The sequence below is a fragment of the Streptomyces sp. NPDC093064 genome, from assembly GCF_044754605.1.
Classification (GTDB): Bacteria; Actinomycetota; Actinomycetes; order Streptomycetales; family Streptomycetaceae; genus Streptomyces.
In genome coordinates, this window is sequence record NZ_JBIVPK010000008.1 from 135,863 (window position 1) to 161,325 (window position 25,463).

Sequence of the window (25,463 nt, forward strand, 5' to 3'; positions counted from 1 at the left end):
ATTACCTGACGTGGAAAGTGATCTCCCGTATAGGGGACATTTCGCTACGTACCCGCGAGTCACTTGAGGTGTCCCAGTCGCCATGATCGGGAGCGGAATGATGGCTTCAGTGGCCCAATGTCCGATTCGGCGGCAGGTAAAGCGCTCATGAATTGTCTGGATTGTCGAGGTGTTCGTGAGCAAACTCACACCGACATCACGGGCTCTTCACACCTTCGGCCGGGAATTGAATGTTTAGCCTGAGGCTTTACAGGGATGGCAAATCCGACAACCGGCGCCCGCGCGGGGGTCATGCGGACCTCCCGGTGCCCGAAGACGACAAGGTCTCGTACAACCGTGAAGACGACGATGATGTTCCGCACCATAGCCAACCCCCGGCGCACGACGCTGATGCACCTCGAAGGAGCCGACGCGCTGCCGACGCCGGAGCAGCCGGAGCACTCCGTCTCCCTTCCCGAGCACACCGCCAACCCCCGGCGCACCGTCCTCATGGAGGTGCCCGTCGCGGCCGCCGTCGCGGAGTAGCACGCACCCTGTCCGCGGACGGGGACCCAGGGGCGTCCCGCACGCGGGGCGCCCCTCCTTCGTGCCCCGTGCGCCGTAATGCTGCGAGGTCCGGGGTCCCGGCCGCGTTAGCCTGGAGCGTCAGACTCCAGCCGCTTCAGTCAAGGGGCCAAGCAACCCGTGCGCATCGCCAGGTTCTCCATCGACGGGAACGTCGCCTTCGGCGCGGTCGAGGGCGACAAGCCGGACGAACTCGTCCTCGACATCATCAAGGGCATCCCGTTCGCGGACTTCGAGCTTTCCGGTACCCGGGTGCCGCTGAGCAAGGTACGGCTGCTGCCGCCGGTGCTCCCCAACAAGGTCGTGGCCTTCGGCCGCAACTACGCCGAGCACGCACGCGAACTCGGCAACGAGGTGCCCGACGCGCCGTTCGCCTTCTTCAAGCCGTCCACCTCGGTGATCGGCCCCGGCGACCCGATCCAGTACCCCTCCTTCTCCCAGGAGCTGCACCACGAGGCCGAGCTGGCCGTGGTCATCGGCCGCATGTGCCGCGAGGTCCCGCGCGAGCGTGTCAAGGACGTGATCTTCGGCTACACCTGCGCCAACGACGTCACCGCCCGCGACGTGCAGCGGCGCGAGAAGCAGTGGGCCAGGGCCAAGGGCTTCGACACCTCCTGCCCGCTCGGCCCCTGGGTGGAGACGGACATCGACCTCACCGCCGCGGCCGACCTGACCATCCAGCTCACCGTCAACGGCGAGCAGCGGCAGCTGGGCCGCACCAGCGAGATGATCCACCCGATCGAGGATCTGATCGTCAACATCTCCGAGGCCATGACGCTGCTCCCCGGCGACGTGATCCTCACGGGCACCCCGGCTGGGGTCGGCCCCCTCAACGTCGGCGACGAGGTCGCCGTCACCATCGAAGGCATCGGCACTCTCACCAACAAGGTTGTCAAGCGTGGCTAGCGCATCCGGTTCCCCCGTACGCGTCCGTTTCTGCCCGTCGCCCACCGGTAACCCCCATGTGGGGCTGGTTCGCACCGCCCTGTTCAACTGGGCGTTCGCCCGGCATCACCAGGGCACTCTGGTCTTCCGCATCGAGGACACCGACGCGGCCCGCGACTCCGAGGAGTCCTACAACCAGCTGCTCGACGCGATGCGCTGGCTGGGCTTCGACTGGGACGAGGGCCCCGAGGTCGGCGGACCGCACGCGCCGTACCGGCAGTCGCAGCGCATGGACATCTACCAGGACGTCGCCCACAAGCTGCTCGAGGCCGGCCACGCCTATCACTGCTACTGCTCCCAGGAGGAGCTGGACAGCCGCCGCGAGGCCGCCCGCGCGGCCGGCAAGCCGTCCGGCTACGACGGCCACTGCCGCGACCTGACCGTCGCGCAGGTGGAGGAGTACAAGGCCCAGGGCCGGGCGCCGATCGTCCGCTTCCGCATGCCCGACGAGACGATCACCTTCACCGACCTGGTCCGTGGCGAGCTGACCTTCACCCCGGAGAACGTCCCGGACTACGGCATCGTCCGCGCCAACGGCGCCCCGCTGTACACCCTGGTCAACCCGGTCGACGACGCGCTCATGGAGATCACCCACATCCTGCGCGGCGAGGACCTGCTCTCCTCCACCCCGCGCCAGGTCGCCCTGTACAAGGCGCTGATGGAACTGGGCATCGCCAAGGAGATCCCGTCCTTCGGCCACCTTCCGTACGTGATGGGCGAGGGCAACAAGAAGCTCTCCAAGCGCGACCCGCAGTCGTCGCTGAACCTCTACCGCGAGCGCGGCTTCCTGCCCGAGGGCCTGCTCAACTACCTCTCCCTGCTCGGCTGGTCGCTCTCCGCCGACCGGGACATCTTCTCCGTGGAGGAGATGGTCGCGGCCTTCGACATCGCGGACGTGAACCCCAACCCGGCCCGCTTCGACCTGAAGAAGTGCGAGGCGATCAACGCCGACCACATCCGGCTGCTCGACGTGAAGGACTTCACCGAGCGCTGCCGCCCCTGGCTCCAGGCTCCGTCCGCCCCCTGGGCCCCGGAGGACTTCGACGAGACCAAGTGGCAGGCGATCGCCCCGCAGGCGCAGACGCGTCTGAAGGTCCTGTCCGAGATCACGGACAACGTGGACTTCCTGTTCCTGCCCGAGCCGGTCTTCGACGAGCCGAGCTGGACCAAGGCGATGAAGGAGGGCTCGGACGCCCTGCTCCGCACCGCCCGGGAGAAGCTGGAGTCGGCCGACTGGACCTCCCCCGACTCCCTGAAGGAGGCCGTCCTGGCCGCCGGCGAGGCCCACGGCCTCAAGCTCGGCAAGGCCCAGGCCCCGGTCCGCGTGGCCGTCACCGGCCGCACGGTCGGCCTGCCCCTCTTCGAGTCCCTCGAGGTCCTGGGCAAGGAGACGACCCTGGCCCGCATCGACGCGGCGCTGGCGAAGCTGGCGGCGTGAGCGTGCGGCGCTGACACGGATACGGCCGTCACGGATACGGCTGTCGCAGGTACGCGCGAGGGGCGGCACCCGGCCGGGGTGCCGCCCCTCGGCGTTCGGCACCGCCCGCCGGGAACGGATCTTTAAGCGGCCCGTCCCCGTACGGCGGTCCGGACGGTACCGTCGGTGGCATGGCGATCAGAGCGGTCCTGTGGGACGTCGACGACACCCTCTTCGACTACACGACCGCCGACCGGGCCGGCATGCGGGCGCACCTGGTGGCCGAGGGGCTGTTGGACGGGTACGGGACCGTGGAGGAGGCCCTGGCCCACTGGCGGCGGATCACCGACGCGCAGTGGGCGCGGTTCTCGGCGGGGGAGGCGACCTTCGAGGAGCAGCGGCGGGACCGGGTGCGGGACTTCCTCGCCCGGCCGGAGCTGACCGACGACGCGATCGACGCGTGGTTCGAGCGCTACCTGGGCCACTACGAGGCCGCCTGGACGCTCTTCCCGGACGTGCTGCCCGTCCTGGACGCGCTCGCCGCCAGCCACCGGCACGCCGTGCTGTCCAACTCCAGCATCCACGTCCAGGAGCGCAAGCTGCGCACCCTCGGCGTGCGCGACCGCTTCGAGACCGTACTGTGCGCCGCCGAACTCGGGGTGTCCAAGCCGGAGCCGCGGGCGTTCCACGCGGCCTGCGAGGCCCTGGAACTCGGGCCGCACCAGGTGGCGTACGTCGGCGACCACCCGGAGATCGACGGGCGGGGCGCCGCCGAGGCCGGGCTGCTGTCGGTCTGGATCGACCGCGCGGGCGTGCACGCCGAAGACCACGACGGCGCGGGCCGGCACCGGATCGCCTCGCTCGCCGAACTGCCCGCGATCCTCGGCTCCGATACTCGTTTTGGAGCCCCGTCCACCTTCAGGTAATGTTCTTCCTGCGCCGCGGGGCGCGGGCCGAAGGTCCGGAACCGCGGTTGCAACACTAGAACAGGATCCCCACAGGATCTTGCTTTTCAGTGGCCTATGGTGTAATTGGCAGCACGACTGATTCTGGTTCAGTTAGTCTTGGTTCGAGTCCAGGTAGGCCAGCTCGCAGAGCTCATCTGCACCGCGGATCTCATCCGCAGGCCCCCGTTGTGTAGCGGCCTAGCACGCTGCCCTCTCAAGGCAGTAGCGCCGGTTCGAATCCGGTCGGGGGTACGGATCTCAGGAGCATTCCAGGGATCAAGGCCCCCGTTGTGTAGCGGCCTAGCACGCCGCCCTCTCAAGGCGGTAGCGCCGGTTCGAATCCGGTCGGGGGTACGACTGGTCTAAACCATCATTGGTCTATGGTGTAATTGGCAGCACGACTGATTCTGGTTCAGTTAGTCTTGGTTCGAGTCCAGGTAGACCAGCTCGGACCTGCGGAAACGCAGTGTCCACGCCCCCGTTGTGTAGCGGCCTAGCACGCCGCCCTCTCAAGGCGGTAGCGCCGGTTCGAATCCGGTCGGGGGTACGCGATCGGAAGGGCCCTCCCTCGGGAGGGCCCTTCGGCGTTTCCGCGGAGTTTCTGCACCTGCCCCATGGGCTGGGGAGGGGCGGGTACCTGCCTGCCGTAGGTCTCGGCCGGAGCCGGGCGGTGGGTTGGCGGGTGGGGGAGAGCCGACTGCCGGAAGGGCCTGCCGCGGCGTTGAGGCCGGCCCTTCCGGTTTTTTGCGTCAGCCGGAGCGGCGCAGGGCCTCGGACAAGCGCGCGGCGGCGTCGATGACCGCCTGGGCGTGCATGCGGCCGGGGTGGCGGGTGAGGCGCTCGATGGGGCCGGAGACCGAGACGGCGGCCACCACGCGGTTGGAGGGGCCGCGCACGGGCGCGGAGACGGACGCGACGCCCGGCTCGCGCTCGCCGATCGACTGGGCCCAGCCGCGGCGCCGTACGCCCGACAGGGCCGTCGCCGTGAAGCGGGCGCCCTGGAGGCCGCGGTGGAGCCGCTCCGGCTCCTCCCAGGCCATCAGGACCTGCGCCGACGAACCCGCCTTCATCGTGAGCGTGGAACCGACCGGGACGGTGTCCCGAAGGCCGGACAGGCGCTCGGCCGCGGCGACGCAGATGCGCATGTCGCCCTGGCGGCGGTAGAGCTGCGCGCTCTCGCCCGTCACGTCCCTCAGATGTGTGAGCACCGGCCCGGCGGTGGCCAGCAGGCGGTCCTCGCCCGCGGCCGCGGCCAGTTCCGAGAGGCGCGGGCCGAGGATGAACCGGCCCTGCATGTCGCGCGCCACCATGCGGTGGTGTTCCAGCGCCACGGCCAGCCGGTGGGCCGTGGGTCGTGCCAGTCCGGTGGACGCGACCAGACCCGCGAGGGTGGCCGGACCGGACTCCAGAGCGCTCAGGACAAGGGCTGCCTTGTCCAGAACGCCGACGCCGCTACTGTTGTCCATGCAACGATACTTGCGTCTCACTCTGTGAAACGCAAGTTCAATTTTCCGTGGAACACGCCACTCTGGAAGTCATGGCGGCCCGTGGACCTGCGGGCTCGGCGGCGGACGCCCGGAGGGGGCGCGGGTGCCGCATCCTCAAGATCTCTAGTTGGGCCGGCGCCCTTGGCGTCCGGCCGGAGGGAAAGCGATGGGTAGGACACTCGCGGAGAAGGTCTGGGACGACCACGTCGTCCGGCGCGCCGAGGGCGAGCCCGACCTCCTCTTCATCGATCTGCACCTGCTGCACGAGGTGACCAGCCCCCAGGCCTTCGACGGCCTGCGCAAGGGTGGCCGCACCGTGCGCCGGCTCGACCTGACCATCGCGACCGAGGATCACAACACCCCGACCCTCGACATCGACAAGCCCATCGCGGACCCCGTCTCCCGCGTCCAGCTGGAGACGCTGCGCAAGAACTGCGCCGACTTCGGGGTGCGGCTGCACCCGCTGGGCGACGTCGAGCAGGGCGTCGTCCACGTGGTGGGGCCGCAGCTGGGCCTGACCCAGCCCGGCACCACCGTGGTCTGCGGTGACTCGCACACCTCCACGCACGGCGCCTTCGGCGCGCTGGCGTTCGGCATCGGCACCTCCCAGGTCGAGCACGTGCTCGCCACCCAGACCCTGCCGATGGCCCGCCCGAAGACCATGGCGATCACGGTCGAGGGCGAACTGCCCGAGGGCGTCACGGCCAAGGACCTGATCCTGGCGATCATCGCGAGGATCGGCACCGGCGGCGGCCAGGGCTACATCCTGGAGTACCGCGGCACCGCCATCGAGGAGCTCTCGATGGAGGCCCGCATGACCATCTGCAACATGTCCATCGAGGCTGGCGCCCGCGCGGGCATGATCGCCCCCGACGAGACCACCTTCGCCTACCTCCAGGACCGCCCGCACGCCCCCCAGGGCGAGGACTGGGACGCCGCCGTGGCGTACTGGAAGACCCTGCGCTCGGACGACGACGCCGTCTTCGACGCCGAGGTCGTCATCGACGCCGCCGCACTGTCCCCGTTCGTCACCTGGGGCACCAACCCCGGCCAGGGCGCGCCGCTTTCGGCCGCCGTCCCCGACCCGGCTTCGTACGAAGACGCATCGGAGCGCCTGTCCGCCGAAAAGGCCCTGGAATACATGGGGTTGGAGGCCGGACAGCCGCTGCGCTCCATCGGTGTGGACACCGTCTTCGTAGGCTCGTGCACCAACGGCCGCATCGAGGACCTGCGCGCCGCCGCCGAGATCCTGCGGAGCCGCAAAGTCGCCGACGGCGTACGGATGCTGGTCGTCCCCGGCTCCGCGCGCGTGGGTCTCCAGGCCGTCTCCGAGGGCCTGGACGTGGTCTTCAAGGAGGCCGGCGCCGAATGGCGGCACGCGGGCTGCTCGATGTGCCTGGGCATGAACCCCGACCAGCTCGCCCCCGGCGAGCGCTCCGCCTCCACCTCCAACCGCAACTTCGAGGGCAGGCAGGGCAAGGGCGGCCGCACGCACCTGGTCTCCCCGCAGGTCGCCGCGGCCACCGCGGTCCTCGGCCACCTGGCCTCCCCGGCCGACCTGTCCGACGCCCCCACGCCCGCTGGAGTCTGAGAATCATGGAAGCCTTCACCACCCACACCGGCCGGGCCGTCCCGCTGCGCCGCAGCAACGTCGACACCGACCAGATCATCCCCGCCCACTGGCTCAAGAAGGTCACCCGCGACGGGTTCGAGGACGGGCTGTTCGAGGCCTGGCGCAAGGACCCCGAGTTCGTGCTCAACCGCCCGGAGCGCCAGGGTGCCACGGTCCTGGTCGCCGGCCCCGACTTCGGTACCGGCTCCTCCCGCGAGCACGCCGTGTGGGCACTACAGAACTACGGCTTCAAGACCGTGATCTCCTCCCGCTTCGCGGACATCTTCCGCGGCAACTCGCTGAAGAACGGTCTGCTGACCGTGGTCCTGGACCAGAAGGTCGTGGACGCGCTGTGGGAGCTCACCGAGAAGGACCCCGAGGCCGAGGTGACCGTCGACCTGGTCGCCCGCGAGGTGCGCGCCGAGGGGATCACCGCCTCCTTCGAGCTGGACGAGAACTCCCGCTGGCGGCTGCTGAACGGGCTGGACGACATCTCCATCACCCTCCAGAACGAGTCCGACATCGCCGCCTACGAGGCGAAGCGCCCGGTCTTCAAGCCGCGCACCCTGCCGGTCTGATCCACGGCCCCGGCCGATGATCGGCCGCCGAGCCGGACACCGCTCCCCGGCGCTGTGGCAAGTCGACTTTCGGCCACCGTACGACCCCGCTGTACCCCCGATCGAGGCGATCGGGGGTACAGCCGTTTTGGCGTCCGTACCACCCGGCGCGCCGCCGTCGAGGCACTCAACTTCCCACGTTAAGCGGGTTATTGCCGGGGTAGACGAGGTTCCGGACCCCGCCCGCCGCGGCCGCCCGGATGGCCGTCACAGGCGCCAGTTACCCCCCAGCGCAGGCGACAACTCGCCCCAGATGGCACAATCTGTGCATGGACAACGACGGCCAACTCGAGCTCTATACGGCAGTCGCGGCCCAGCTCAAGGAAGCGCACGAAAGAGTGCGCGCACTGCAAGTCCCGGAGAGCGTACGGATGGCGCTGACCCGGAAGCTGCTGGTCATTACGGCCGCGGCCAAGCACGATCTCGCCGGTGCGACAAGGCGTCTGGAGAGGTTCACGGCAGACCTCGACCAGGGGCGAATCCCCGGCGAGGAAGGCTGAACAGCCCGAGGCCGTCGAGTCCGTTGCGGCACAAGGGTGATTAGCCCGTTTCGTGTTTGATTTGCGGTATATATCTGCCTAACGTGCGAAAACGCTTGAACACTTTCGTTCTGGCAAGGTCTCCGAAGGGGAAGACGTGAACAAGGCGCAGCTCGTAGAAGCGATTGCCGACAAGATGGGCGGCCGCCAGCAGGCTGCCGAGGCCGTGGACGCGGTGCTGGACGCCGTCGTCCGCGCGGTCGTCGCGGGAGACCGGGTCTCGGTCACCGGCTTCGGGTCCTTCGAGAAGGTCGACCGTCCCGCCCGTTATGCGCGCAACCCGCAGACGGGTGAGCGGGTGCGGGTCAAGAAGACCTCCGTTCCCCGCTTCCGGGCCGGCCAGGGCTTCAAGGACCTGGTGAGCGGCTCGAAGAAGCTCCCGAAGCACGACATCGCGGTCAAGAAGGCGCCCAAGGGCAGCCTGTCCGGCCCGACCGCCACCATTGCCAAGGCCGCCGGCAAGAAGGCCGCGGCGAAGAAGGTCACCGCGGCGGCGAAGAAGACTGCCGCGAAGAAGACCACCGCGGCGGCCAAGAAGACCACCGCGGCGGCGAAGAAGACCACGGCGGCGGCGGCCAAGAAGACGACGGCCACGAAGGCCGCCGCCAAGAAGACCACGGCCAAGAAGGCGCCGGCGAAGAAGGTGACGGCCAAGAAGGCCCCCGCCAAGAAGTCGACCGCCCGCAAGACCACCGCCAAGAAGACCACCGCCCGCGGCAAGTAGCGGCGCAGGGTACTCACGCGCCGGGCCGGACTCCCGAGGGAGCCCGGCCCGCGGCGTGTTCGGGCACGCTCGGCCCGGTCCGCTTGGTGGGGAAGGTCTCTCGCGCCGACCGGACGGTCTTCCTGCCTGCTCAGAAGGTCTGCAGCGTCACCAGGGTGATCCGCAGGCCGTTCCCCTCGCCCTCGGTCTCGATCCGCACCCGCTGCCCCGGCCGCAGCAGCCGCAGACCGCCCGCGTCGAACGCCGGCGCGTCGAAGGGCACCGGGGTGCCGTCGTCCAGGAGCACCTGCCCGCTGCGGCTTTCGGGGTCGTACGTGTATGCGGTGGCGTGCATGACGGCAGCCTACTGTCCCGGGACCGGCAGTCGCGCGGCGGCGGCGGCCGTCCGCGGTCCCACTCCGAGGGCCAGAGCAGCCCGCAGATCGTGCCCGGTGTCCACGTCCTGGCGTACGGATTCCACCGCCTGAAGGGACAGTTCCACCGCGCCGGACGCCCGGTGGCGGGCCCGGGAATCGGTGCCGAAAGCCGGGAGCAGCGGATGCCCGGGGGACGCCGCCAGCAAAGTCGTGCCGATGGCCGCGGAATCCGCGAGAAATGCCCGTGGGAATTGTGCGGCCGCCTCCAGAACCCGGGCCAATTCCATGGGCCGCAGCGCGGGGAGATCGGCGTTCAGGGCAGCCACCGGACTTCGGGGGCGCGAGGCCCGTACCACCGCCGCTCCGTGCGCGAGCGCGGCGTTCAGGCCGGCCCGCGGCTCGTCGGCGACGATCCGGGCGCCCAGCGCCGCCAGCTCCCGCCCGGCCTCGGCGTCGTCCGTGACGACCGCCACATCCGCCACCGCGGGGCAGGCCAGCGCGGCCGCCACCGTGTCCACGGCGAAGGCGAGGGCCAGGCCGGGACGCACCCCGTCACCGGCGGTGTCCGACAGCCTGCTCTTGGCCCGGGTCAGGGGCTTCAGGGGGATGACCAAGGTCCACTGCACCGGCGTTCCGCCCCTCTCGTGTGGTCGTCATTGTCTCCCGGAGTCCCCCCGGACCGTCCGAGGGACCGCGAAGGGGAGGGGCGCGAAGCCCCTTCCAAGAGCGCTGTCCGGTGACGTGCGGGCGTACGGTGTTCTCGACAGACAGGCGGCCTGGGGCGACACTTGTGCGGCCCCCCAGGCCCTAGAGGAAGGTGTCCGCGTGCCCCGCCGCAGAATCGGCTTCTGGTATCGCTTCGCAGCGGTGATCTGCAAACCGCCACTGGTGGTTCTGATCAAGCGGGACTGGCGCGGAATGGAGAACATTCCGGCCGACGGCGGATTTATCACCGTGGTGAACCACAATTCGCACGTCGACCCCTTCGCGTACGCCCACTTTCAGTACAACACCGGCCGCGTGCCGCGATTCCTGGCGAAGAGCGGGCTTTTCAAGAAGGGATTGGTGGGTGCCGCGATGCGCGGCACCGGGCAGATCCCCGTCTACCGCGAGAGCACGGACGCGCTGAGTGCGTTCCGGGCCGCCATCGACGCCGTGGAGCGCGGCGAGTGCGTCGCGTTCTACCCCGAGGGCACCCTCACCCGCGACCCCGACGGCTGGCCGATGACCGGCAAGACCGGCGCCGCCCGGGTCGCCCTCCAGACCAAGTGCCCGGTGATTCCGGTCGCCCAGTGGGGCGCCAACGAACTGCTGCCGCCCTACGCCAAGAAGCCCCACCTGCGGCCCCGCAAGACCCACCACGTGCTGGCCGGACCGCCCGTGGACCTCTCCCGCTTCTACGACCAGGAGATGACCCCGGAACTCCTGAAGGAGGCGACCGAGGTCATCATGGCGGCCATCACCCGCCTGCTGGAGCAGATCCGCGGCGAGAAGGCGCCCGCCGAGCCGTACGATCCGCGCCGGGAGCGGATCGAGCAGCGCCGCCGCACCGAGTCGCAGAACCAGGGCGGGACCGTGCCGGCCGCGCAGCGCGGGCCGGCCGTGCGGGAATCCGTACAGGAAGAGGGGCAGGGCACGTGAGCAAGTCGGTCAAGGCGGCCGTCTTCGGTACCGGATCGTGGGGCACCGCCTTCGGCATGGTCCTCGCCGACGCCGGTTGCGAGGTGACCTTGTGGGCCCGCCGGGCCGAACTCGTCGACGCGGTCAACTCCACCCGGACCAACCCCGACTACCTGCCCGGAGTCGAACTCCCGGAGAACCTGCGGGCCACGGCCGACGCCGCCGAGGCCGCCCGCGACGCCGACTTCACGGTGCTCGCCATCCCCTCGCAGACCATGCGGGCCAACCTCGCCGAATGGGCGCCGCTGCTCGCCCCGGACACGGTCCTCGTCTCCCTGATGAAGGGTGTCGAACTGGGCTCGGCCATGCGGATGAGCGAGGTCGTCGAGGACGTCGCCAAGGTCGGCGCCGACCGCGTCGCCGTCGTCACCGGGCCCAACCTGGCCCGGGAGATCGCCGCCCGCATGCCGGCCGCCGCCGTGGTCGCGTGCACCGACGAGGCGGTGGCCCGGAGGTTGCAGGCCGCCTGCCACACCCCGTACTTCCGGCCGTACACCAACACCGACGTGGTCGGCTGCGAACTCGGCGGCGCCGTCAAGAACGTGATCGGTCTGGCCGTCGGCATCGCGGACGGCATGGGGCTCGGCGACAACGCCAAGGGCTCGCTCATCACCCGCGGCCTCGCCGAGACCACCCGGCTGGGCATGGCCCTGGGCGCCGACCCGCTGACCTTCTCCGGACTCGCCGGCCTCGGCGACCTGGTGGCCACCTGTTCCTCGCCGCTGTCGCGCAACCACACCTTCGGCACCAACCTCGGCAAGGGCATGACCCTCCAGGAGACCATCGCGGTCACCAAGCAGACCGCCGAGGGCGTCAAGTCCTGTGAGTCGGTGCTGGATCTGGCCCGCCGGCACGGCGTCGACATGCCCATCACGGAGACCGTCGTCGGCATCGTGCACGAGGGCAAGCCGCCCGTGGTGGCCCTCCGCGAGCTGATGTCGCGCAGCGCCAAGCCCGAACGCCGCTGAAACCGGCGCCGTTCGGCCGTCCGCATCACGTTGCGCGACCGTCCGTGCGACGCTGAGCTACGGTGCCCATGCGGGCACTGACGTCGTGGATACCAGCGGGTACTCTCATCGCGATATGAGCAGCGAGAACCTCCCCCAGAGCCCCGAGCAGCCGTCCCGCAAGCCCCGCGTGGCCGTCGTGTGCGGCGGCCGCAGCTCCGAACACGGGATCTCCGTGGTCACCGCGGGCGCGGTGCTGAGCGCCATCGACCGGACCAAGTACGAGGTCCTGCCGATCGGCATCACCCGCGACGGCCGCTGGGCGCTGACTGCCGACGAGCCGGAGCGCATGGCCATCACCGAGGGCCGCACCCCGAGCGTCGAGGAGCTCACCGACTCCGCCGAGGGCGGCGTGGTGCTCCCCGTCGACCCGGCCAACCGTGAAGTCGTCTACAGCGAGCCCGGTTCGGTGCCCAAGGCGCTCGGCGAGGTCGACGTGGTCTTCCCGGTGCTGCACGGCCCCTACGGCGAGGACGGCACCCTCCAGGGCCTCCTGGAGCTGTCCGGCGTGCCGTACGTGGGCTCGGGCGTGCTCGCCTCGGCCGTCGGCCAGGACAAGGAGTACATGAAGCGGGTGTTCACCTCCTTCGGGCTCAAGGTCGGCCCGTACGTGGTGATCCGGCCGCGCGAGTGGGCGCAGGACCCGTCCGCCGCCCGCAAGAAGATCGTCGACTTCGCCGGCGAGCACGGCTGGCCGCTGTTCGTGAAGCCCGCGCGCGCCGGTTCGTCGATCGGCATCACCAAGGTCGACGACCTCTCCGGCCTGGACGAGGCGGTCGAGGAGGCCCAGCGGCACGACCCGAAGGTGCTCGTGGAGGCCGCGCTGCGCGGCCGTGAGATCGAGTGCGGGGTGCTGGAGTTCGAGGACGGCCCGCGGGCCTCCGTACCGGCCGAGATCCCGCCGCCCGAGGCGCACGCGTACTACGACTTCGAGGCCAAGTACATCGACTCCACGCCCGGCGTCGTGCCCGCCCCGCTGACCGACGAGGAGACCGCCGAGGTGCGGCGGCTCGCGGTGGAGGCGTTCGAGGCGGCCTCCTGCGAGGGCCTGGTCCGCGCGGACTTCTTCCTCACCGAGGACGGCGAGTTCGTGATCAACGAGATCAACACCATGCCCGGCTTCACGCCCATCTCGATGTACCCGAAGATGTGGCAGGCGAGCGGGATCAGCTACCCGGAACTGGTGGACCGGCTGATCCAGGCGGCGCTGCGCCGTTCGACGGGCCTGCGCTGAGGACGCGCGCCCCGGGGGCAGCGGTGCCGGCAGGCGTCCAGGGCCCCCGCGGCGCGTGTCGGGCGCTCAGTCGGCGATCCCCTTGGGGATCGCCTTCTTCACGGCCGGGGCCAGATCGACCAGCGGCGCCACCCCGTGGTTTGTCCGCCCCGCGGGGATCGTCACCTCCACATAGGCAAGGCGCAGCGTGGTGGTGAAGCGGAACGACCCGTCCCCCTGCTTCTGCAGCAGCCAGCCCACGTCGTTCACCTCGGCCCCGTCGGCCTCCGGATCGTCCATCGCGGCGGGCCGCGGGACACCGCAGCGCAGTATGATCGCCGGGCTTCCCCAGCCCGCGGTCAGCGCGGAGGCGGGCCGGGGGTCCTCGCGGCTCAGTCCGTCCACTTTCCCAGGCAGTTCCCTGTCCAGATTCCGGCACAGTTCGGCAACCGACGGCCGTGGGCTGGGAACCGCCACGGTGGCGCTGTCGTCGCTTGGGGAACAGCCCGCGGCGGAGATCAGCGCGGCGAGAACGGGCAGGCCGAGAAGCCGGTGACGGAAGAAGCTCACCGGCCAAGGGTAGACGGGGGCTACAGATGCACGACCGGGCAGGTCAGGGTGCGCGTGATGCCGTCCACCTGCTGGACCTTCGCGACCACCATGCGGCCCAGGTCGTCCACCGTGTCGGCTTGGGCGCGCACGATGACGTCGTACGGTCCCGTCACGTCCTCGGCCTGGATCACCCCAGGGATCTTGCTGATCGTCTCGGCGACGGTCGACGCCTTGCCGACCTCCGTCTGGATCAGGATGTACGCCTGTACCACGGAACCTCCAGGGCGGCCACGAGGATCATGTGGGGAAAAGGAACGCCACGGTATCGCGTCGTCACACGCCGTGGGGAGACCCGGGAAGACCGTGACGCACGCGCCGGGGTGCAGGTAGGACAGAAGTTGACGGTCACCTCGACCGTAGCGAGGACCGCGTTGAAGCGCGACCGGGACCGTACAGGGACAGAAGGGGCGAAAGGTCGATGAAGGGCACTGTTGGTGAGCTCGGGGAGTTCGGGCTCATCAGGGAGCTCACCTCCCGTCTCACCACCACCCCGGCGGTCCGGGTCGGCCCCGGCGACGACGCCGCGGTGGTCGCCGCCCCCGACCGCAGGGTCGTGGCGAGCACCGACATACTCCTGGAGGGACGGCACTTCCGCCGGGACTGGTCCACGGCCTACGACGTGGGCCGCAAGGCGGCCGCCCAGAACCTCGCGGACATCGCCGCCATGGGCGCCGTGCCGACCGCGCTGCTGCTCGGCCTGGTCGTCCCCACCGAGCTACCGGTCACCTGGCCCACCGAGCTGATGGACGGCCTGCGCGACGAGTGCCAGGTCGCCGGGGCCGCCGTCGTCGGCGGCGACGTGGTGCGCGGCGACACGATCATGGTGTCGATCACCGCGCTCGGTGATCTGCGCAACCACGAGCCCGTCACCCGCGCCGGCGCACAACCCGGCGACCTGATCGCGGTGACCGGCTGGCTGGGCTGGTCCGCGGCCGGGTACGCGGTGCTCTCCCGGGGCTTCCGCTCGCCCCGCGCCTTCGTCGAGGCCCACCGCCGCCCCGAGCCGCCGTACCACGCGGGCCCCGCGGCCGCCGGGCTCGGCGCCACCGCGATGTGCGACGTCAGCGACGGACTGATCGCCGACCTCGGGCACATCGCGGAGGCCAGCAAGGTCCACATCGACATCCGCTCCGGAGCCATAGACATCCCCTCGCAGATGAACGACATCGGGCAGGCCGTCGGGGTCGACCCGTTGCAGTGGGTGCTGACCGGGGGAGAGGACCACGCGATCGTGGCGGCCTTCCCCCCGGACGTGAAGCTGCCGGCCCGCTGGAAGGTGATCGGCGAAGTGCTCAGTCCCTCGGCCCTGCCCCAGGTCACGGTCGACGGCGCGCCGTGGACCAGCAAGGGCGGCTGGGACCACTTCGGGGACATCGAGTCATGACCGCCGCCCCTCCCCGGGTGCTGACCGTCGCGGGCTCCGACTCGGGCGGCGGCGCCGGCATTCAGGCCGACCTGAAGACGATGCTCGCCCTCGGTGTGCATGGCATGAGCGTGATCACCGCGGTCACCGCGCAGAACTCCCTCGGCGTGCAGGGCGCGTGGGAACTGCCCGTGGAGGCGGTTCGGGCCCAGTACCGCAGCGTCGTGGACGACATCGGCGTCCAGGCGGTCAAGACCGGGATGCTGGCCTCGGCGGAGCTGGCCGGGGCCGTCGCCGAATTGATCGCCGGGTCCGACGCGCTCGCGGTCGTCGACCCGGTCGGCGTCTCCAAGCACGGCGACTCGCTCCTTGCCGCGTCCGCGCTTCGGACCGTACGGACCAGGCTGCTGCCGGTGGCGACCGTGGCCACGCCGAACCTCGACGAGGTGGCCCAGCTGACCGGCGTCCGGGTCCGGACGGAGGAGCAGATGCGGGAGGCCGCGGAGGCGGTGCTGGCGTTCGGGCCGAAGTGGGTGCTGATCAAGGGCGGCCACCTCGCCGGGGACGCCGGGCAGGACGGCGGTGACCAGGCCGTGGACCTGCTCACCGACGGCGCCGAGGAGCACTGGCTGCGCGCCCCCCGGTACGACAAGCGGCACACGCACGGCACCGGCTGCACCCTCGCCTCCGCGATCGCCTCGCAGCTGGCGAAGGGCGACTCCGTGCCGGAGGCCGTGGCGGCGGCCAAGAAGTACGTCACCGGGGCGATCGCGGCCGGCTTCGCGCTTGGCGGGGGGATCGGGCCCGTGGACCACGGGTGGGCCCTGCGCAGGCCTCAGGCGGGGTAGTCGCGCGGCCCGCGCACCGACCGGCGGTCCCGGTGCGCGGGTACGGCGTGTGCGGGCATGGCGCGCGAGGGTACGGCAAAAAGCCGGTCCACCGAGGTGGACCGGCTCAGTGCAGCGAACCAGCGGTGGCCGCGCGCTTAGCTGTTGCTGTGCGTCAGCGCGAGACCTTGCCGGCCTTGATGCACGAGGTGCAGGCGTTCACGCGCTTCGGCGTCCCGCCGACCACGGTACGCACACGCTGGATGTTCGGGTTCCAGCGTCGGGACGTACGGCGGTGCGAGTGCGAGATGTTGTTGCCGAAGCCCGGCCCCTTGCCGCAGACGTCGCAGTTGGCAGCCACGGGTCACTCCAAAGACTTCAGATGCACTTACGGTTGATCCCGGCATGCCGGGATCAAGATCTCAGGCTCAGAAAATGCTCTTGAAACTTGAAATCCGAGTGGCGTTGCCAGGGGGATAGCCCGATCAGGATCGGGCAACCGGAGCAGCATACAACGGCTGCGTCCGTAGGGCGAAACTACCATGGTGGCTCCGGAGCCCGCGCGGGCCCTCTTCCGTCCGGCACCACCCCGGGGTCTACGCTGCGTCCAGTCCAGCAGCTCAGGGAGGCGCAGGTGGCGCAGGTGCCGCAGACGTTCGACGCGCCGGCGGTGCGCACCTGGTGCGGACTGGCGCTGCGGGCGCTGGGGCGCGCGCGCGAGGAGATCGACGCGATCAACGTCTACCCCGTGGCCGACGGGGACACCGGCACCAACCTGTATCTGACCGTGGAGTCCGCCGCGGCGGCGGTGGAGGCCGTGTTCGCCGGGCACGAGGTGGGCGGCGGGACCGGCGGGGCCGCCGGGACTTCCTCCGGCCCCTCCCTGGCCGACGCCGCGCGGGCGATGGCGCACGGCGCGCTGATCGGGGCCCGCGGCAACTCCGGGACGATCCTCGCCCAGCTGCTGCGCGGCATGGCTCAGGTGTTCGCCGCCGACGGTGACCGTGCGCACACCGACGGGCGCGGCCTGTGCCTGGCCCTGCGGCGCGCGGCCGACTCCGCCCGGCAGGCCGTGGCGCATCCGATGGAGGGCACGGTCCTGTCGGTGGCCTCGGCCGCCGCGGACGCGGCCACCGGGGCGGAGGGAGACTGCGGGGCGGTCGCGCTGGCCGCCTACGAGGGAGCGTGCGCGGCCCTCGCCGCGACCCCCGGCCAGCTGGCGGTCCTGGAGCGCGCCGGGGTGGTCGACGCGGGCGGGCGGGGGCTGGTGGCGGTCCTCGCGGCCCTGGTGGAGACGTTCACGGGACGGACGCCGGAGCAGGGCGCGTCCCCCTCGGCAGCCGCGGTGGCGGCTGACGGCCGGCCGGTCGTGCCCCACGCGCGCGTGTCCGCCGCCGAGGACGACGGGCCCGGCGCCTGCGCGCCGCCTGCGAGCGGTCCCGCCTTCGAGGTGATCTACCTGCTGGACGCCGAGGACGCGGCCGTCGCCCGGCTGCGCGAGCGGCTCGACGCGCTCGGGGACTCACTCGTCGTGGTCGGTGGCGACGGCCTGTGGAACGTGCACGTGCACGTCGACGACGCCGGAGCCGCCGTGGAGGCGGGCGTGGAGGCCGGGCGGCCGCACCGGATCAGGATCACGCACTTCGGCGCCGGTGACGCGCACACCGGCGGGTCCGGGCGGCCGCACCGGGAGCGGGCCCAGCGCGCCATGGTGGCCGTCGTGCCCGGCGAGGGCCTGGCCGGGCTCTACACCGAGGCTGGGGCGACCGCGGTGCTCGCCCGGCCCGGGGAGCAGCTCGCGAGCGGGGAGCTCGTCGAGGCCGTACGGCGGGCACACGCGCGCGAGGTGGTCCTGCTGCCCAACGACCCGGAACTGCGCCACACCGCGTCCGCCGCGGCCGAGCAGGCCCGCGGGGAGGGCGTCCGCGTCGCCCTGATCCCGACCCGCTCGGCCGTGCAGGGCATCGCCGCCCTCGCCGTGCACGAGCCGGGGCGCCGCTTCGACGAGGACGTCGTCGCCATGACCTCGGCGGCAGGGGCGACCCGGCACGCCGAGGTCGCCGTCGCGGAACGCCAGTCCTGGACCACGGCCGGCATCTGCCAGGCCGGTGACGTCCTCGGCCTCATCGACGGCGACGTGGCCGTGATCGGCTCGGACGTCGCGGCCACCGCCGAGACCGTCCTGGACCGCATGCTCTCGGCCGGCGGCGAACTGGTCACCCTCGTCCTCGGCGACGAGGCCCCCGACTCGATCGCCGACCGCCTCCAGACCCGCGTCCGCGAGACCTACCTCGCCGTCGACACGGTGGTCTACCAGGGCGGCCGGCAGGGAGCGCTGCTGCTCATCGGGGTGGAGTGAGCCTCAGTCCTCGGATCCCTCCTCGAGGGCTCGCAGGAGTCTTTCGGCTTCCGTGCGGCGGGAGGGCGTCCGGCCGTCCTCCTCGTCGGCGTCCTCGTAGGCCGCCAGCACGGCACGCGCGTGTGCGGTGGCCTCGGCGGGGCGGCCCAGGTCGGCCGCCAGCCGGCCCGCGGCGAGTTCCGCTCCGGTCCGGTCGTGCAGGGCGGCCGGACCCAGCAGGGTGAAGGCGGCGATCGCCTGCTCCAGCCTGGCCAGGGCCTCCTCGGACGCGGCCCCGTCCGCCTCGTCCTCCGCGCTGTCCGCGAGCAGATCGCTGAACTGCCGGTGGGTGTGCCCGAGTTCGGCGACGAGCCGCTGCCTCGCCGCCGTGTCGTCCACCGCGTCCAGCGCCGCCTCGCACTCGATGACGGCGGCCCCCATCAGCGCCCGCGCCGCGTCCAAGCCGGCCTCGGTGCCGAGCGCCAGCCACGCGCGTGCGCGCAGGGCGCGGACCAGACCGTGCACGTCGCCCAGGGAGCGCCACAGGTCGCCCGCGCGCGTGTAGGCACGGTCCGCCTCGTCGTGCAGCCCGGCCCGGCTCAGCGACTCGGCGGCCAGATGGGCGAGGGTCGCGTGGTCCTGCTGCTCGGGCCAGTGCCGGGCGGTCTCGGCGGCCTGGAGCCTGCGTTCGGCCGCCGCACGGTGCTCCCCGAGCTCGCTCAGACAGTCGCCCAGCCACCACTGCGTCTGTACGACGGCCCCGTCGCCGTGCGTCTCGGCGGACAGGTCGGGCAGCGCGGACTCCAGCACCTCGGCGGCCTCCGCCCACCGCCCCAGCCGCAGCAGCAGACCTCCGAGCTGCTGCCGGGCCCAGGCCCCGAGTGCCGGCCCCTCGTCCGCCTCGTCGGCCCAGTGCGCCGCCTCCAGGGCGTGTTCCGCCGCCTCCTCGGTCCGGTCCAGGCCGCCGAGCACCTCGGCGAGCTGAAGGTGCAGCTGTGCCCGGCCCGCGGCCTCCAGATGCGCCCCGCCGTGCTCCAGGGCCGCCCGCAGCGCCCGCTCGGCGCCCTCCGGATCGCCCAGGTGGTGCGCGAGCGCCGCCAACCGGGCCTCGTACTCCACCGCGAACCACGGCAGGCCCGCCCCGACGTACTCGGCCGCCGCCCGCGCGAACAGCTCCGCGGCCTCCCGGAGGTCCCCGGTGCGCGCGGCGGTCTCGGCGAGCATCGCCCGCGCCTCGGCCGCCCGGGACGCGAGCCGCACATCGTCCCCGGCGTGCCCCTCCACGAGGGCCAGGACCTCGCGCGCGGCCTCCTCGGCGGCGGACAGCGTCCCCGGGTCCACGGGCCCTTCGGCCTCGTACACCGGTCGCATCAGGATCCGCGCCCGTCCCATCACCACGGACGCGGCCTGCCGTACGCCGGTGCCCTCCTCGGCGTACAGCGCGAGGACCCGCTCGTAGGGTTCGGCGACCGCGGCGAGCGCCCCGTCCACGTCGCCGGTCAGCGCCCTCACGTACGCCGCACGCGAGCGTGCCGCCAGCGCCTCGCCCGGATCGCCCGCCCGCGCGTACAGCTCGGCGGCCCGCTCGAACAGCGCGTCGCCCTCGGGGCCCCGGTCCATCGCCTCGTGGTCGGCGATCTCGGCCAGGTCCCGGGCCTCCAGCTCGACGCCCTTCGCGGCCCGCTCGACCGCCGCCCACGCCTCCACGGCGTGCGGCCGCAGGGTGTCCGACAGCCGCCGTGCCTTCGCGATCAGCGCGGGCAGGTCGGCTTCTTCGGGCGCCGCCGCTTCGGCCGCCGCCTCAACGGGGACGCGCACGGGGGGAGCCGGAGCGATGCCGGCGGTCCGAGCCGTGCGCACGCCGAGCGGCAGCCGGTCCACCAGCGGGCGCCGCGCCATGCGCGCGCGTGCCCACTCGCCGACCCGGGACGTGCCGTTGCGTTCGTCGAAGCGGGCCGCCAGGGCCGACGCCTCCGCGCGCGCGTGCACGGCGAGTTCGCCGGCCGTCCAGGCACGCCCCGCCGGACCGGGCACCGCCTGCCCGTCCCGCCCCAGCTCGACCAGCCGGTCCATCAGCAGGGTCGCCACCGCCAGGAAGTCCAGCCTGCCGAGCGGGTTGCCGTCGTCCGTGAAGTACGCCGGCCGCTCGGCCAGCAGCTCCAGGGCTCGCGCCTCGTTGCCGGTCAGCGCGCAGAACTCCACATGGTCGGCGTAGGCGTCGCGCATGCTCTCCATCGGCCGCACCAGCCTCAGGCCCCGCAGATGGTGGGCGCGCGCCTCGTCGAGGCGGCCGAGCCGCAGCAACGGCAGCAGCGAGGAGGCGAGGACGCCGTGCGGCTCGTGCGCGCAGGTGAACTCGCCGTCCAGCACCGGCCGCCACAGCTCCACCGCCTCCGCGTCCCGGCCGCACTCGGCCTGCCACTGGCCCTGGTCGTGCAGTTCGCAGGCGTGGCAGTCGGCCATGCTGTCCCGGTCGGCGGCCAGCCACTGCGCGTACGCCCGTTCCGCCCGCGCGAGGTCCCCGATGTGCCGGGCGACGCTGAACTCGGCGCTGCGCACGGCGCGTTCGGAGTGGCCGGCGAGCCGGTAGCGGTGCTCCATCTCGCCGAGCCACTTCTCGACGGCGGCCAGCGGGATGTGCGGCTGGCGCAGCATGCCCGCCGACATCCACTTGAAGACCCAGTGCAGCGAGTGGGTCTCGTACTCGTCGAAGTCCTCCGGGCGTTCGTCCCACATGCGCAGCAGCCGCGCGAACGGGACGAACATCCTGTCCTTCTCGGAGCTGTAGTTGTAGACCTTCAGCTGGTGTCCGAGCGCCTCGATCACGGCGAGCGGGATGTTCAGCCTCTCGGCCTCGGCGAGCAGCCGCTCAGCGCGCGCGTTGCGGGCCGGGCCCTCCGGCCGCGCGCCGTTGGCCGCCATCTCCCGGCGCAGCGAGTCGAAGTCGGTGATCTCACTCATCGGTGGCCGTCCCCGTCGCGTCGGTGCCGCTGTGCGTGGCCCACTCCAGCAGGCCGATGAACGCCCGGTTCAGCAGCGCCGAGTCCGCCGGCCGCAGCGGGCGCTGCGCCATCAGCAGCGCCTGCCCGTACAGCGACTCGGTCGCCGTGCCGATCAGCTCCGGGTCGCCCAGCGAACCGATCCGGCGGATCAGCGGGTTGAGGTGGTTGAGCACCAGACGCGCGCGCGGGGCGCCGCCCCGCAGCGAGCCCAGGATGCCCGCCCACAGGTCGTCGGCCTGCGCCTCGGCCTCGGCGCGGGCCTGCTCGTGCCGGGCCGCCCGGTCGTCCAGGTGCAGCGCCGGCACGGACAGCGGGTGGAAGGCGCGCAGCACGACGTCGCAGCCCAGCGGGTCCAGCCGGTCCCGGGCGGCGGCCAGGAAGCCCGACAGGGCCAGCTCCTCGGCCGGGTCGACGGAGTCCAGGTGCGCGGTCACGGTGTCCGCGTCCAGCTCGGCGACCACCGTCCCCGGACGGACCGACGGCAGCGCCTCGACCAGCTCGCTGTCGTAGGTGTAGCCGCCGTTGACGACGCCGATGCCCTGCGCGGAGGCGATCGGCGCGACCTGCCGGTACTCCTCGACCGTGCGCGTGAAGTGCACGACGGGGTGCCGCTGCGCGAACTCCTCCAGGGACAGCCGCCCGTCGGTCGTCTCGAAGGGCAGCCACGGCAGCATCGTGCGCAGCATCTCCGTGTCGTGCCGGGCCAGGGACTTCACGCCCAGGAAGTGCACCGACAGGAACGCCGCCAGCCGCTCCGGATCGCCGGCCGCGAGAGAGGTCAGCCAGGACCGGATCCGCTCCCCGAGCGCCTCGCGCACGGCAGCCAGCGTCTCGTCCTCGTACAGCGACTCCCGCGAGGCGGTGGGCCGCAGGCTGTCGGTGTCGAGCACGCAGCGCACGAAGAACGCCCAGTCGGGCAGCAGCTGTTCGGCCCGCTCGGTCAGCAGCATGCCCTTCAGGTGCACGCGGTGACCCGCCCGCTGCGCCGGGCTGACCGCCGACGGCAGCACGTACGCCACCCCGCGGATCCCGGCCAGCGGTACGTCCAGGCCGATGGTGTCCAGCGGGGTGAACCCGAACGCCTCGTGGCAGTACCGGGCCAGGGCGACCCGGCGGGCCGCGGGGGAGGGGTACGCCCGGTCCCAGGGCGCCGGCAGGTCGGTGACCGGCTCCTCGCCCACCCGGACGTCGTACGGCAGCAGCGACCCGAAGTCCCGTGCCAGCGCGAGCACACGCTGCTCGGTGAGCCACTCGCCCGCCCCGGCCCGGGCCTGGAGGTGCACGGTGGTGCCGGGTTCCGGGCGGGCGGAGTCCGGGAGGGTCCGCACGGTGTACGAGCCGTCGTCGCGCGCCGTCCACTCCACGGGCGGAGCGTCGGGCGTACGGGCGCTGCGGCTGACCACCCGGATCCGCTCGGCCACCACGAAGCAGGCCAGCAGGCCGATGCCGAACTGGCCGAGGAAGTCCGAGCGCGCCTCCCGCAGGCCGTCGGCCCGCTTGGAGCTGCGGCCGATGGTGGCCAGCAGTTCGTGCACGTCGGACTCGGTGAGACCGACGCCGGTGTCCTCCACCCGCAGGGTGTCGCCGTCCGCGAACAGCCGTACGCGCGCGGGGGCGCCGGGCTCCTCCGCGCGCCGGGCGGTGATGGCGTCCACGGCGTTCTGCAGCAGTTCGCGCAGGTAGACCTTGGGACTGGAGTACAGGTGGTGCGAGAGCAGGTCCACCAGACCCCGCAGATCGACCTGGAACATATGGGCCGAGTCGGGCCGGCGGGATGACTGTGGTGAGTGGGATGCCTGTGCTGACTGTGAGATCTGGAAGTCCATCGTCGCAGCGCCGGTGGGGGGACTTCGCGTCGGCGCGGGGTAGGGCGGCACCTGTGAGGCGGCTGCCGCGGGGATGGCCGGAGCACGTCATCCTAGGCCCGGACGGACCGGCTGACCAGGGGTTTCCCGGGAGGTCTACGGCATTGTCGGTGCCGTGGTGTGCAATGGATCTCGTGCCCGCACTGCAAGAACCACTGAAACAGCCACTGAAGTCAGTGCTCGGCCCCGCCACCGCGAAGGTGATGGCCGAGCACCTCGGCCTGCACACCGTCGGCGACCTCCTGCACCACTACCCCCGCCGGTACGAGGAGCGCGGCCAGCTCACCCACCTCGCCGACCTGCCCATGGACGAGCACGTCACGGTGGTCGCCCAGGTCGCCGAAGCCCGCCTGCACACGTTCGCCTCCGCCCGCGCGCCCCGCGGCAAGGGTCAGCGCCTGGAGGTGACGATCACGGACGGCAGCGGCCGGCTCCAACTGGTCTTCTTCGGCAACGGCGTGCACAAGCCTCACAAGGAACTCCTGCCGGGCACACGCGCGATGTTCGCGGGCAAGGTCTCGGTCTTCAACCGGCGGCTGCAACTGGCCCACCCGGCGTACGAGTTGCTGAAGGGCGAGGACGGAGAAGCGGTCGAGAGCTGGGCCGGCGCCCTCATCCCGATGTACCCGGCCACCGCCAAGCTGGAGTCCTGGAAGATCGGCAAGGCGGTCCAGACCGTCCTGCCCAGCGCCCAGGAGGCGCTCGACCCGCTGCCCGAGTCGCTGCGCGCGGGCCGCGGCCTGGTCACCCTCCCCGAGGCCCTGCTCAAGATCCACCGCCCGCACACCAAGGCGGACATCGCCGACGCCCATGCCCGCCTGAAGTGGGACGAGGCCTTCGTCCTCCAGGTCGCCCTCGCCCGCCGCCGCCACGCGGACACCCAACTCCCCGCAGTCGCCCGCGTAGCCGTCCCGGACGGACTCCTGGCGGACTTCGACGACCGCCTCCCCTTCACCCTCACGGAGGGGCAGCGGAAGGTCTCCCGCGAGATCTTCGCCGACCTGGCCACCGAGCACCCGATGCACCGCCTGCTCCAGGGCGAGGTCGGCAGCGGCAAGACCCTCGTCGCCCTGCGCGCCATGCTCGCCGTCGTCGACGCGGGCGGGCAGGCCGCGATGCTCGCGCCCACCGAGGTGCTGGCCCAGCAGCACCACAGGTCGGTCACCGAGATGATGGGGGAGCTCGCCGAGGGAGGCATGCTGGGCGGCGCCGAGCACGGCACCAAGGTGGTCCTCCTCACCGGATCCATGGGCGCCGCGGCCCGCCGGCAGGCCCTGCTCGACCTGGCCACCGGCGAGGCGGGCATCGTCATCGGCACACACGCGCTGATCGAGGACAAGGTCCAGTTCCACGACCTGGGCCTGGTCGTGGTGGACGAGCAGCACCGGTTCGGCGTCGAGCAGCGCGACGCCCTGCGCGGCAAGGGCAGGCAACCCCCGCACCTGCTGGTCATGACCGCCACGCCCATTCCGCGCACGGTCGCGATGACCGTCTTCGGCGACCTGGAGACGTCCGTTCTCGACCAGCTTCCGGCGGGCCGCTCGCCCATCGCCAGCCATGTCGTCCCGGCCGCCGACAAACCGCACTTCCTCGCCCGGGCCTGGGAGCGGGTGCGCGAGGAGGTGGCGAAGGGCCACCAGGCGTACGTGGTCTGCCCGCGCATCGGGGACGAGGAGGACGACCCGAAGAAGGCCGCCGCGAAGAAGTCCGCCGAGGACGAGGCGGAGAAGCGACCGCCGCTCGCCGTGCTGGACATCGCGGACCGGCTCGCCAAGGGCCCCCTGCACGGCCTGAAGGTCGAGGTGCTGCACGGCCGGATGCAGCCCGACGACAAGGACGCGGTCATGCGCCGCTTCGCCGCCGGCGAGACCGACGTCCTGGTCGCCACCACGGTCATCGAGGTCGGCGTGAACGTACCGAACGCCACGGTGATGGTGATCATGGACGCCGACCGCTTCGGCGTCTCCCAACTGCACCAGCTGCGCGGCCGCGTCGGCCGCGGCGCGGCGCCCGGACTGTGCCTGCTGGTCAGCGAGATGCCGGAGGCGAGCGCCGCCCGGCAGCGGCTGAACGCGGTGGCCTCCACCCTCGACGGCTTCGAGCTCTCCCGCATCGACCTCGAACAGCGCCGCGAGGGCGACGTCCTCGGCCAGGCCCAGTCCGGCGCCCGCTCCAGCCTGCGGGTGCTCGCCGTCATCGACGACGAGGAGATCATCGCCGAGGCCCGCGAGGAGGCCGCCGCGGTGGTGGCCGCCGACCCGGACCTGGAGCACCTGCCCGGGCTGCGCACGGCGCTGGACGCGTTGCTGGACGAGGAGCGGGAGCAATACCTGGAGAAGGGCTGACAG

23 protein-coding genes and 5 tRNA genes are annotated in these 25,463 nt (G+C 71.9%); 20 read left to right on the forward strand and 8 right to left on the reverse strand.

The window, feature by feature from the left end; all coding sequences use genetic code 11:
• The first annotated feature begins 336 nt into the window (after positions 1-336).
• The 9 genes from ACIQFZ_RS12690 (at position 337) to ACIQFZ_RS12730 (ending at position 4,420) form a co-directional block, all read left to right on the forward strand.
• The gene (locus ACIQFZ_RS12690) at positions 337-525 is read left to right on the forward strand and encodes a hypothetical protein (RefSeq protein ID WP_376553899.1); all 189 of its coding nucleotides are present in this window, start codon (positions 337-339) and stop codon (positions 523-525) included.
• Between the two features lie 159 nt (positions 526-684).
• The gene (locus tag ACIQFZ_RS12695) at positions 685-1,470 is read left to right on the forward strand and encodes a fumarylacetoacetate hydrolase family protein (RefSeq protein WP_141358021.1); all 786 of its coding nucleotides are present in this window, start codon (positions 685-687) and stop codon (positions 1,468-1,470) included.
• Entirely contained in the window at positions 1,463-2,947 is a 1,485-nt protein-coding gene (gltX, locus tag ACIQFZ_RS12700) for a glutamate--tRNA ligase (RefSeq protein ID WP_402691203.1), read from the forward strand. The genes ACIQFZ_RS12695 and gltX overlap by 8 nt, the downstream gene beginning before the upstream one ends.
• A 170-nt stretch (positions 2,948-3,117) precedes the next feature.
• A complete protein-coding gene (locus ACIQFZ_RS12705; protein ID WP_402691204.1) occupies positions 3,118-3,852 on the forward strand; it encodes an HAD family hydrolase in 735 nt (244 codons plus the stop codon).
• 90 nt (positions 3,853-3,942) lie between these two features.
• Positions 3,943-4,014 (forward strand) — tRNA-Gln (locus tag ACIQFZ_RS12710).
• 38 nt (positions 4,015-4,052) lie between these two features.
• Positions 4,053-4,125, forward strand: a tRNA-Glu gene (locus ACIQFZ_RS12715).
• Between the two features lie 29 nt (positions 4,126-4,154).
• A tRNA-Glu gene (locus ACIQFZ_RS12720) sits at positions 4,155-4,227 on the forward strand.
• 20 nt (positions 4,228-4,247) lie between these two features.
• Positions 4,248-4,319 (forward strand) — tRNA-Gln (locus ACIQFZ_RS12725).
• A 28-nt stretch (positions 4,320-4,347) separates the two neighbouring features.
• Positions 4,348-4,420, forward strand: a tRNA-Glu gene (locus ACIQFZ_RS12730).
• Between the two features lie 202 nt (positions 4,421-4,622).
• Here the strand turns inward: ACIQFZ_RS12730 and ndgR are convergent.
• Positions 4,623-5,339, reverse strand: a complete 717-nt coding sequence (ndgR, locus tag ACIQFZ_RS12735; RefSeq protein WP_365438012.1) for an IclR family transcriptional regulator NdgR — start codon at positions 5,337-5,339, stop codon at positions 4,623-4,625.
• 187 nt (positions 5,340-5,526) lie between these two features.
• On the opposite strand from ndgR, the gene leuC reads away from it, so the two are divergent.
• The 4 genes from leuC (at position 5,527) to ACIQFZ_RS12755 (ending at position 8,852) form a co-directional block, all read left to right on the forward strand.
• Complete coding sequence (gene leuC / locus ACIQFZ_RS12740; RefSeq protein ID WP_365775748.1) at positions 5,527-6,951, forward strand: 3-isopropylmalate dehydratase large subunit; 1,425 nt, start codon at positions 5,527-5,529, stop codon at positions 6,949-6,951.
• 5 nt (positions 6,952-6,956) lie between these two features.
• On the forward strand, positions 6,957-7,550 hold the full coding sequence (leuD, locus tag ACIQFZ_RS12745; RefSeq protein ID WP_365421783.1) for a 3-isopropylmalate dehydratase small subunit: 594 nt from the start codon (positions 6,957-6,959) through the stop codon (positions 7,548-7,550).
• Positions 7,551-7,858: 308 nt separating this feature from the next.
• On the forward strand, positions 7,859-8,089 hold the full coding sequence (locus tag ACIQFZ_RS12750; protein WP_361416336.1) for a hypothetical protein: 231 nt from the start codon (positions 7,859-7,861) through the stop codon (positions 8,087-8,089).
• 136 nt (positions 8,090-8,225) lie between these two features.
• The gene (locus ACIQFZ_RS12755; protein WP_383058959.1) at positions 8,226-8,852 is read left to right on the forward strand and encodes an HU family DNA-binding protein; all 627 of its coding nucleotides are present in this window, start codon (positions 8,226-8,228) and stop codon (positions 8,850-8,852) included.
• A gap of 130 nt (positions 8,853-8,982) precedes the next feature.
• On the opposite strand, the gene ACIQFZ_RS12760 is transcribed toward ACIQFZ_RS12755, so the two are convergent.
• Together ACIQFZ_RS12760 and cofC are read right to left on the reverse strand one after the other, a co-directional pair.
• Positions 8,983-9,186 (reverse strand): hypothetical protein, encoded by a 204-nt coding sequence (locus tag ACIQFZ_RS12760; protein ID WP_141358005.1) that lies wholly within the window; start codon positions 9,184-9,186, stop codon positions 8,983-8,985.
• A 9-nt stretch (positions 9,187-9,195) separates the two neighbouring features.
• Positions 9,196-9,834, reverse strand: coding sequence for a 2-phospho-L-lactate guanylyltransferase (gene cofC / locus ACIQFZ_RS12765; protein ID WP_365775749.1), 639 nt, complete (start codon positions 9,832-9,834; stop codon positions 9,196-9,198).
• Positions 9,835-10,033: 199 nt separating this feature from the next.
• On the opposite strand from cofC, the gene ACIQFZ_RS12770 reads away from it, so the two are divergent.
• From ACIQFZ_RS12770 to ACIQFZ_RS12780, 3 genes are all read left to right on the forward strand, one after another.
• The gene (locus tag ACIQFZ_RS12770; protein WP_402691205.1) at positions 10,034-10,849 is read left to right on the forward strand and encodes a lysophospholipid acyltransferase family protein; all 816 of its coding nucleotides are present in this window, start codon (positions 10,034-10,036) and stop codon (positions 10,847-10,849) included.
• Positions 10,846-11,856 carry an NAD(P)H-dependent glycerol-3-phosphate dehydrogenase gene (locus ACIQFZ_RS12775; protein ID WP_402691206.1) on the forward strand — a complete coding sequence of 337 codons (1,011 nt, stop codon included), beginning with the start codon at positions 10,846-10,848 and terminating at the stop codon, positions 11,854-11,856. Before ACIQFZ_RS12770 ends, ACIQFZ_RS12775 begins: the two co-directional genes overlap by 4 nt.
• A gap of 115 nt (positions 11,857-11,971) precedes the next feature.
• Positions 11,972-13,129, forward strand: coding sequence for a D-alanine--D-alanine ligase family protein (locus ACIQFZ_RS12780; RefSeq protein WP_365775751.1), 1,158 nt, complete (start codon positions 11,972-11,974; stop codon positions 13,127-13,129).
• Positions 13,130-13,195: 66 nt separating this feature from the next.
• Here the strand turns inward: ACIQFZ_RS12780 and ACIQFZ_RS12785 are convergent, their stop codons facing one another.
• Both ACIQFZ_RS12785 and ACIQFZ_RS12790 read right to left on the reverse strand, forming a co-directional pair.
• Positions 13,196-13,678, reverse strand: a complete 483-nt coding sequence (locus ACIQFZ_RS12785; RefSeq protein ID WP_365421762.1) for a DUF3515 domain-containing protein — start codon at positions 13,676-13,678, stop codon at positions 13,196-13,198.
• Positions 13,679-13,698: 20 nt separating this feature from the next.
• Positions 13,699-13,932 carry an Lrp/AsnC family transcriptional regulator gene (locus ACIQFZ_RS12790; RefSeq protein WP_003997603.1) on the reverse strand — a complete coding sequence of 78 codons (234 nt, stop codon included), beginning with the start codon at positions 13,930-13,932 and terminating at the stop codon, positions 13,699-13,701.
• A 206-nt stretch (positions 13,933-14,138) separates the two neighbouring features.
• Between ACIQFZ_RS12790 and ACIQFZ_RS12795 the strand changes: the two genes are divergently transcribed.
• Together ACIQFZ_RS12795 and thiD are read left to right on the forward strand one after the other, a co-directional pair.
• Positions 14,139-15,104, forward strand: coding sequence for a thiamine-phosphate kinase (locus ACIQFZ_RS12795; RefSeq protein WP_365421759.1), 966 nt, complete (start codon positions 14,139-14,141; stop codon positions 15,102-15,104).
• Complete coding sequence (gene thiD / locus ACIQFZ_RS12800) at positions 15,101-15,931, forward strand: bifunctional hydroxymethylpyrimidine kinase/phosphomethylpyrimidine kinase (protein WP_402691207.1); 831 nt, start codon at positions 15,101-15,103, stop codon at positions 15,929-15,931. Before ACIQFZ_RS12795 ends, thiD begins: the two co-directional genes overlap by 4 nt.
• Before the next feature lie 154 nt (positions 15,932-16,085).
• On the opposite strand, the gene rpmB is transcribed toward thiD, so the two are convergent.
• Positions 16,086-16,271 carry a 50S ribosomal protein L28 gene (rpmB, locus tag ACIQFZ_RS12805; RefSeq protein WP_003993230.1) on the reverse strand — a complete coding sequence of 62 codons (186 nt, stop codon included), beginning with the start codon at positions 16,269-16,271 and terminating at the stop codon, positions 16,086-16,088.
• A 273-nt stretch (positions 16,272-16,544) separates the two neighbouring features.
• Here rpmB and ACIQFZ_RS12810 point away from each other — a divergent pair, with 273 nt between their 5' ends.
• The gene (locus ACIQFZ_RS12810; RefSeq protein ID WP_402691208.1) at positions 16,545-18,269 is read left to right on the forward strand and encodes a DAK2 domain-containing protein; all 1,725 of its coding nucleotides are present in this window, start codon (positions 16,545-16,547) and stop codon (positions 18,267-18,269) included.
• A gap of 3 nt (positions 18,270-18,272) precedes the next feature.
• Here the strand turns inward: ACIQFZ_RS12810 and ACIQFZ_RS12815 are convergent, their stop codons facing one another.
• Together ACIQFZ_RS12815 and ACIQFZ_RS12820 are read right to left on the reverse strand one after the other, a co-directional pair.
• Complete coding sequence (locus ACIQFZ_RS12815; protein ID WP_402691209.1) at positions 18,273-21,209, reverse strand: tetratricopeptide repeat protein; 2,937 nt, start codon at positions 21,207-21,209, stop codon at positions 18,273-18,275.
• On the reverse strand, positions 21,202-23,076 hold the full coding sequence (locus tag ACIQFZ_RS12820) for an HSP90 family protein (RefSeq protein ID WP_365775754.1): 1,875 nt from the start codon (positions 23,074-23,076) through the stop codon (positions 21,202-21,204). Before ACIQFZ_RS12820 ends, ACIQFZ_RS12815 begins: the two co-directional genes overlap by 8 nt.
• 164 nt (positions 23,077-23,240) lie before the next feature.
• Here ACIQFZ_RS12820 and recG point away from each other — a divergent pair, with 164 nt between their 5' ends.
• Entirely contained in the window at positions 23,241-25,460 is a 2,220-nt protein-coding gene (gene recG / locus ACIQFZ_RS12825) for an ATP-dependent DNA helicase RecG (protein ID WP_402691210.1), read from the forward strand.
• Positions 25,461-25,463: the final 3 nt, after the last annotated feature.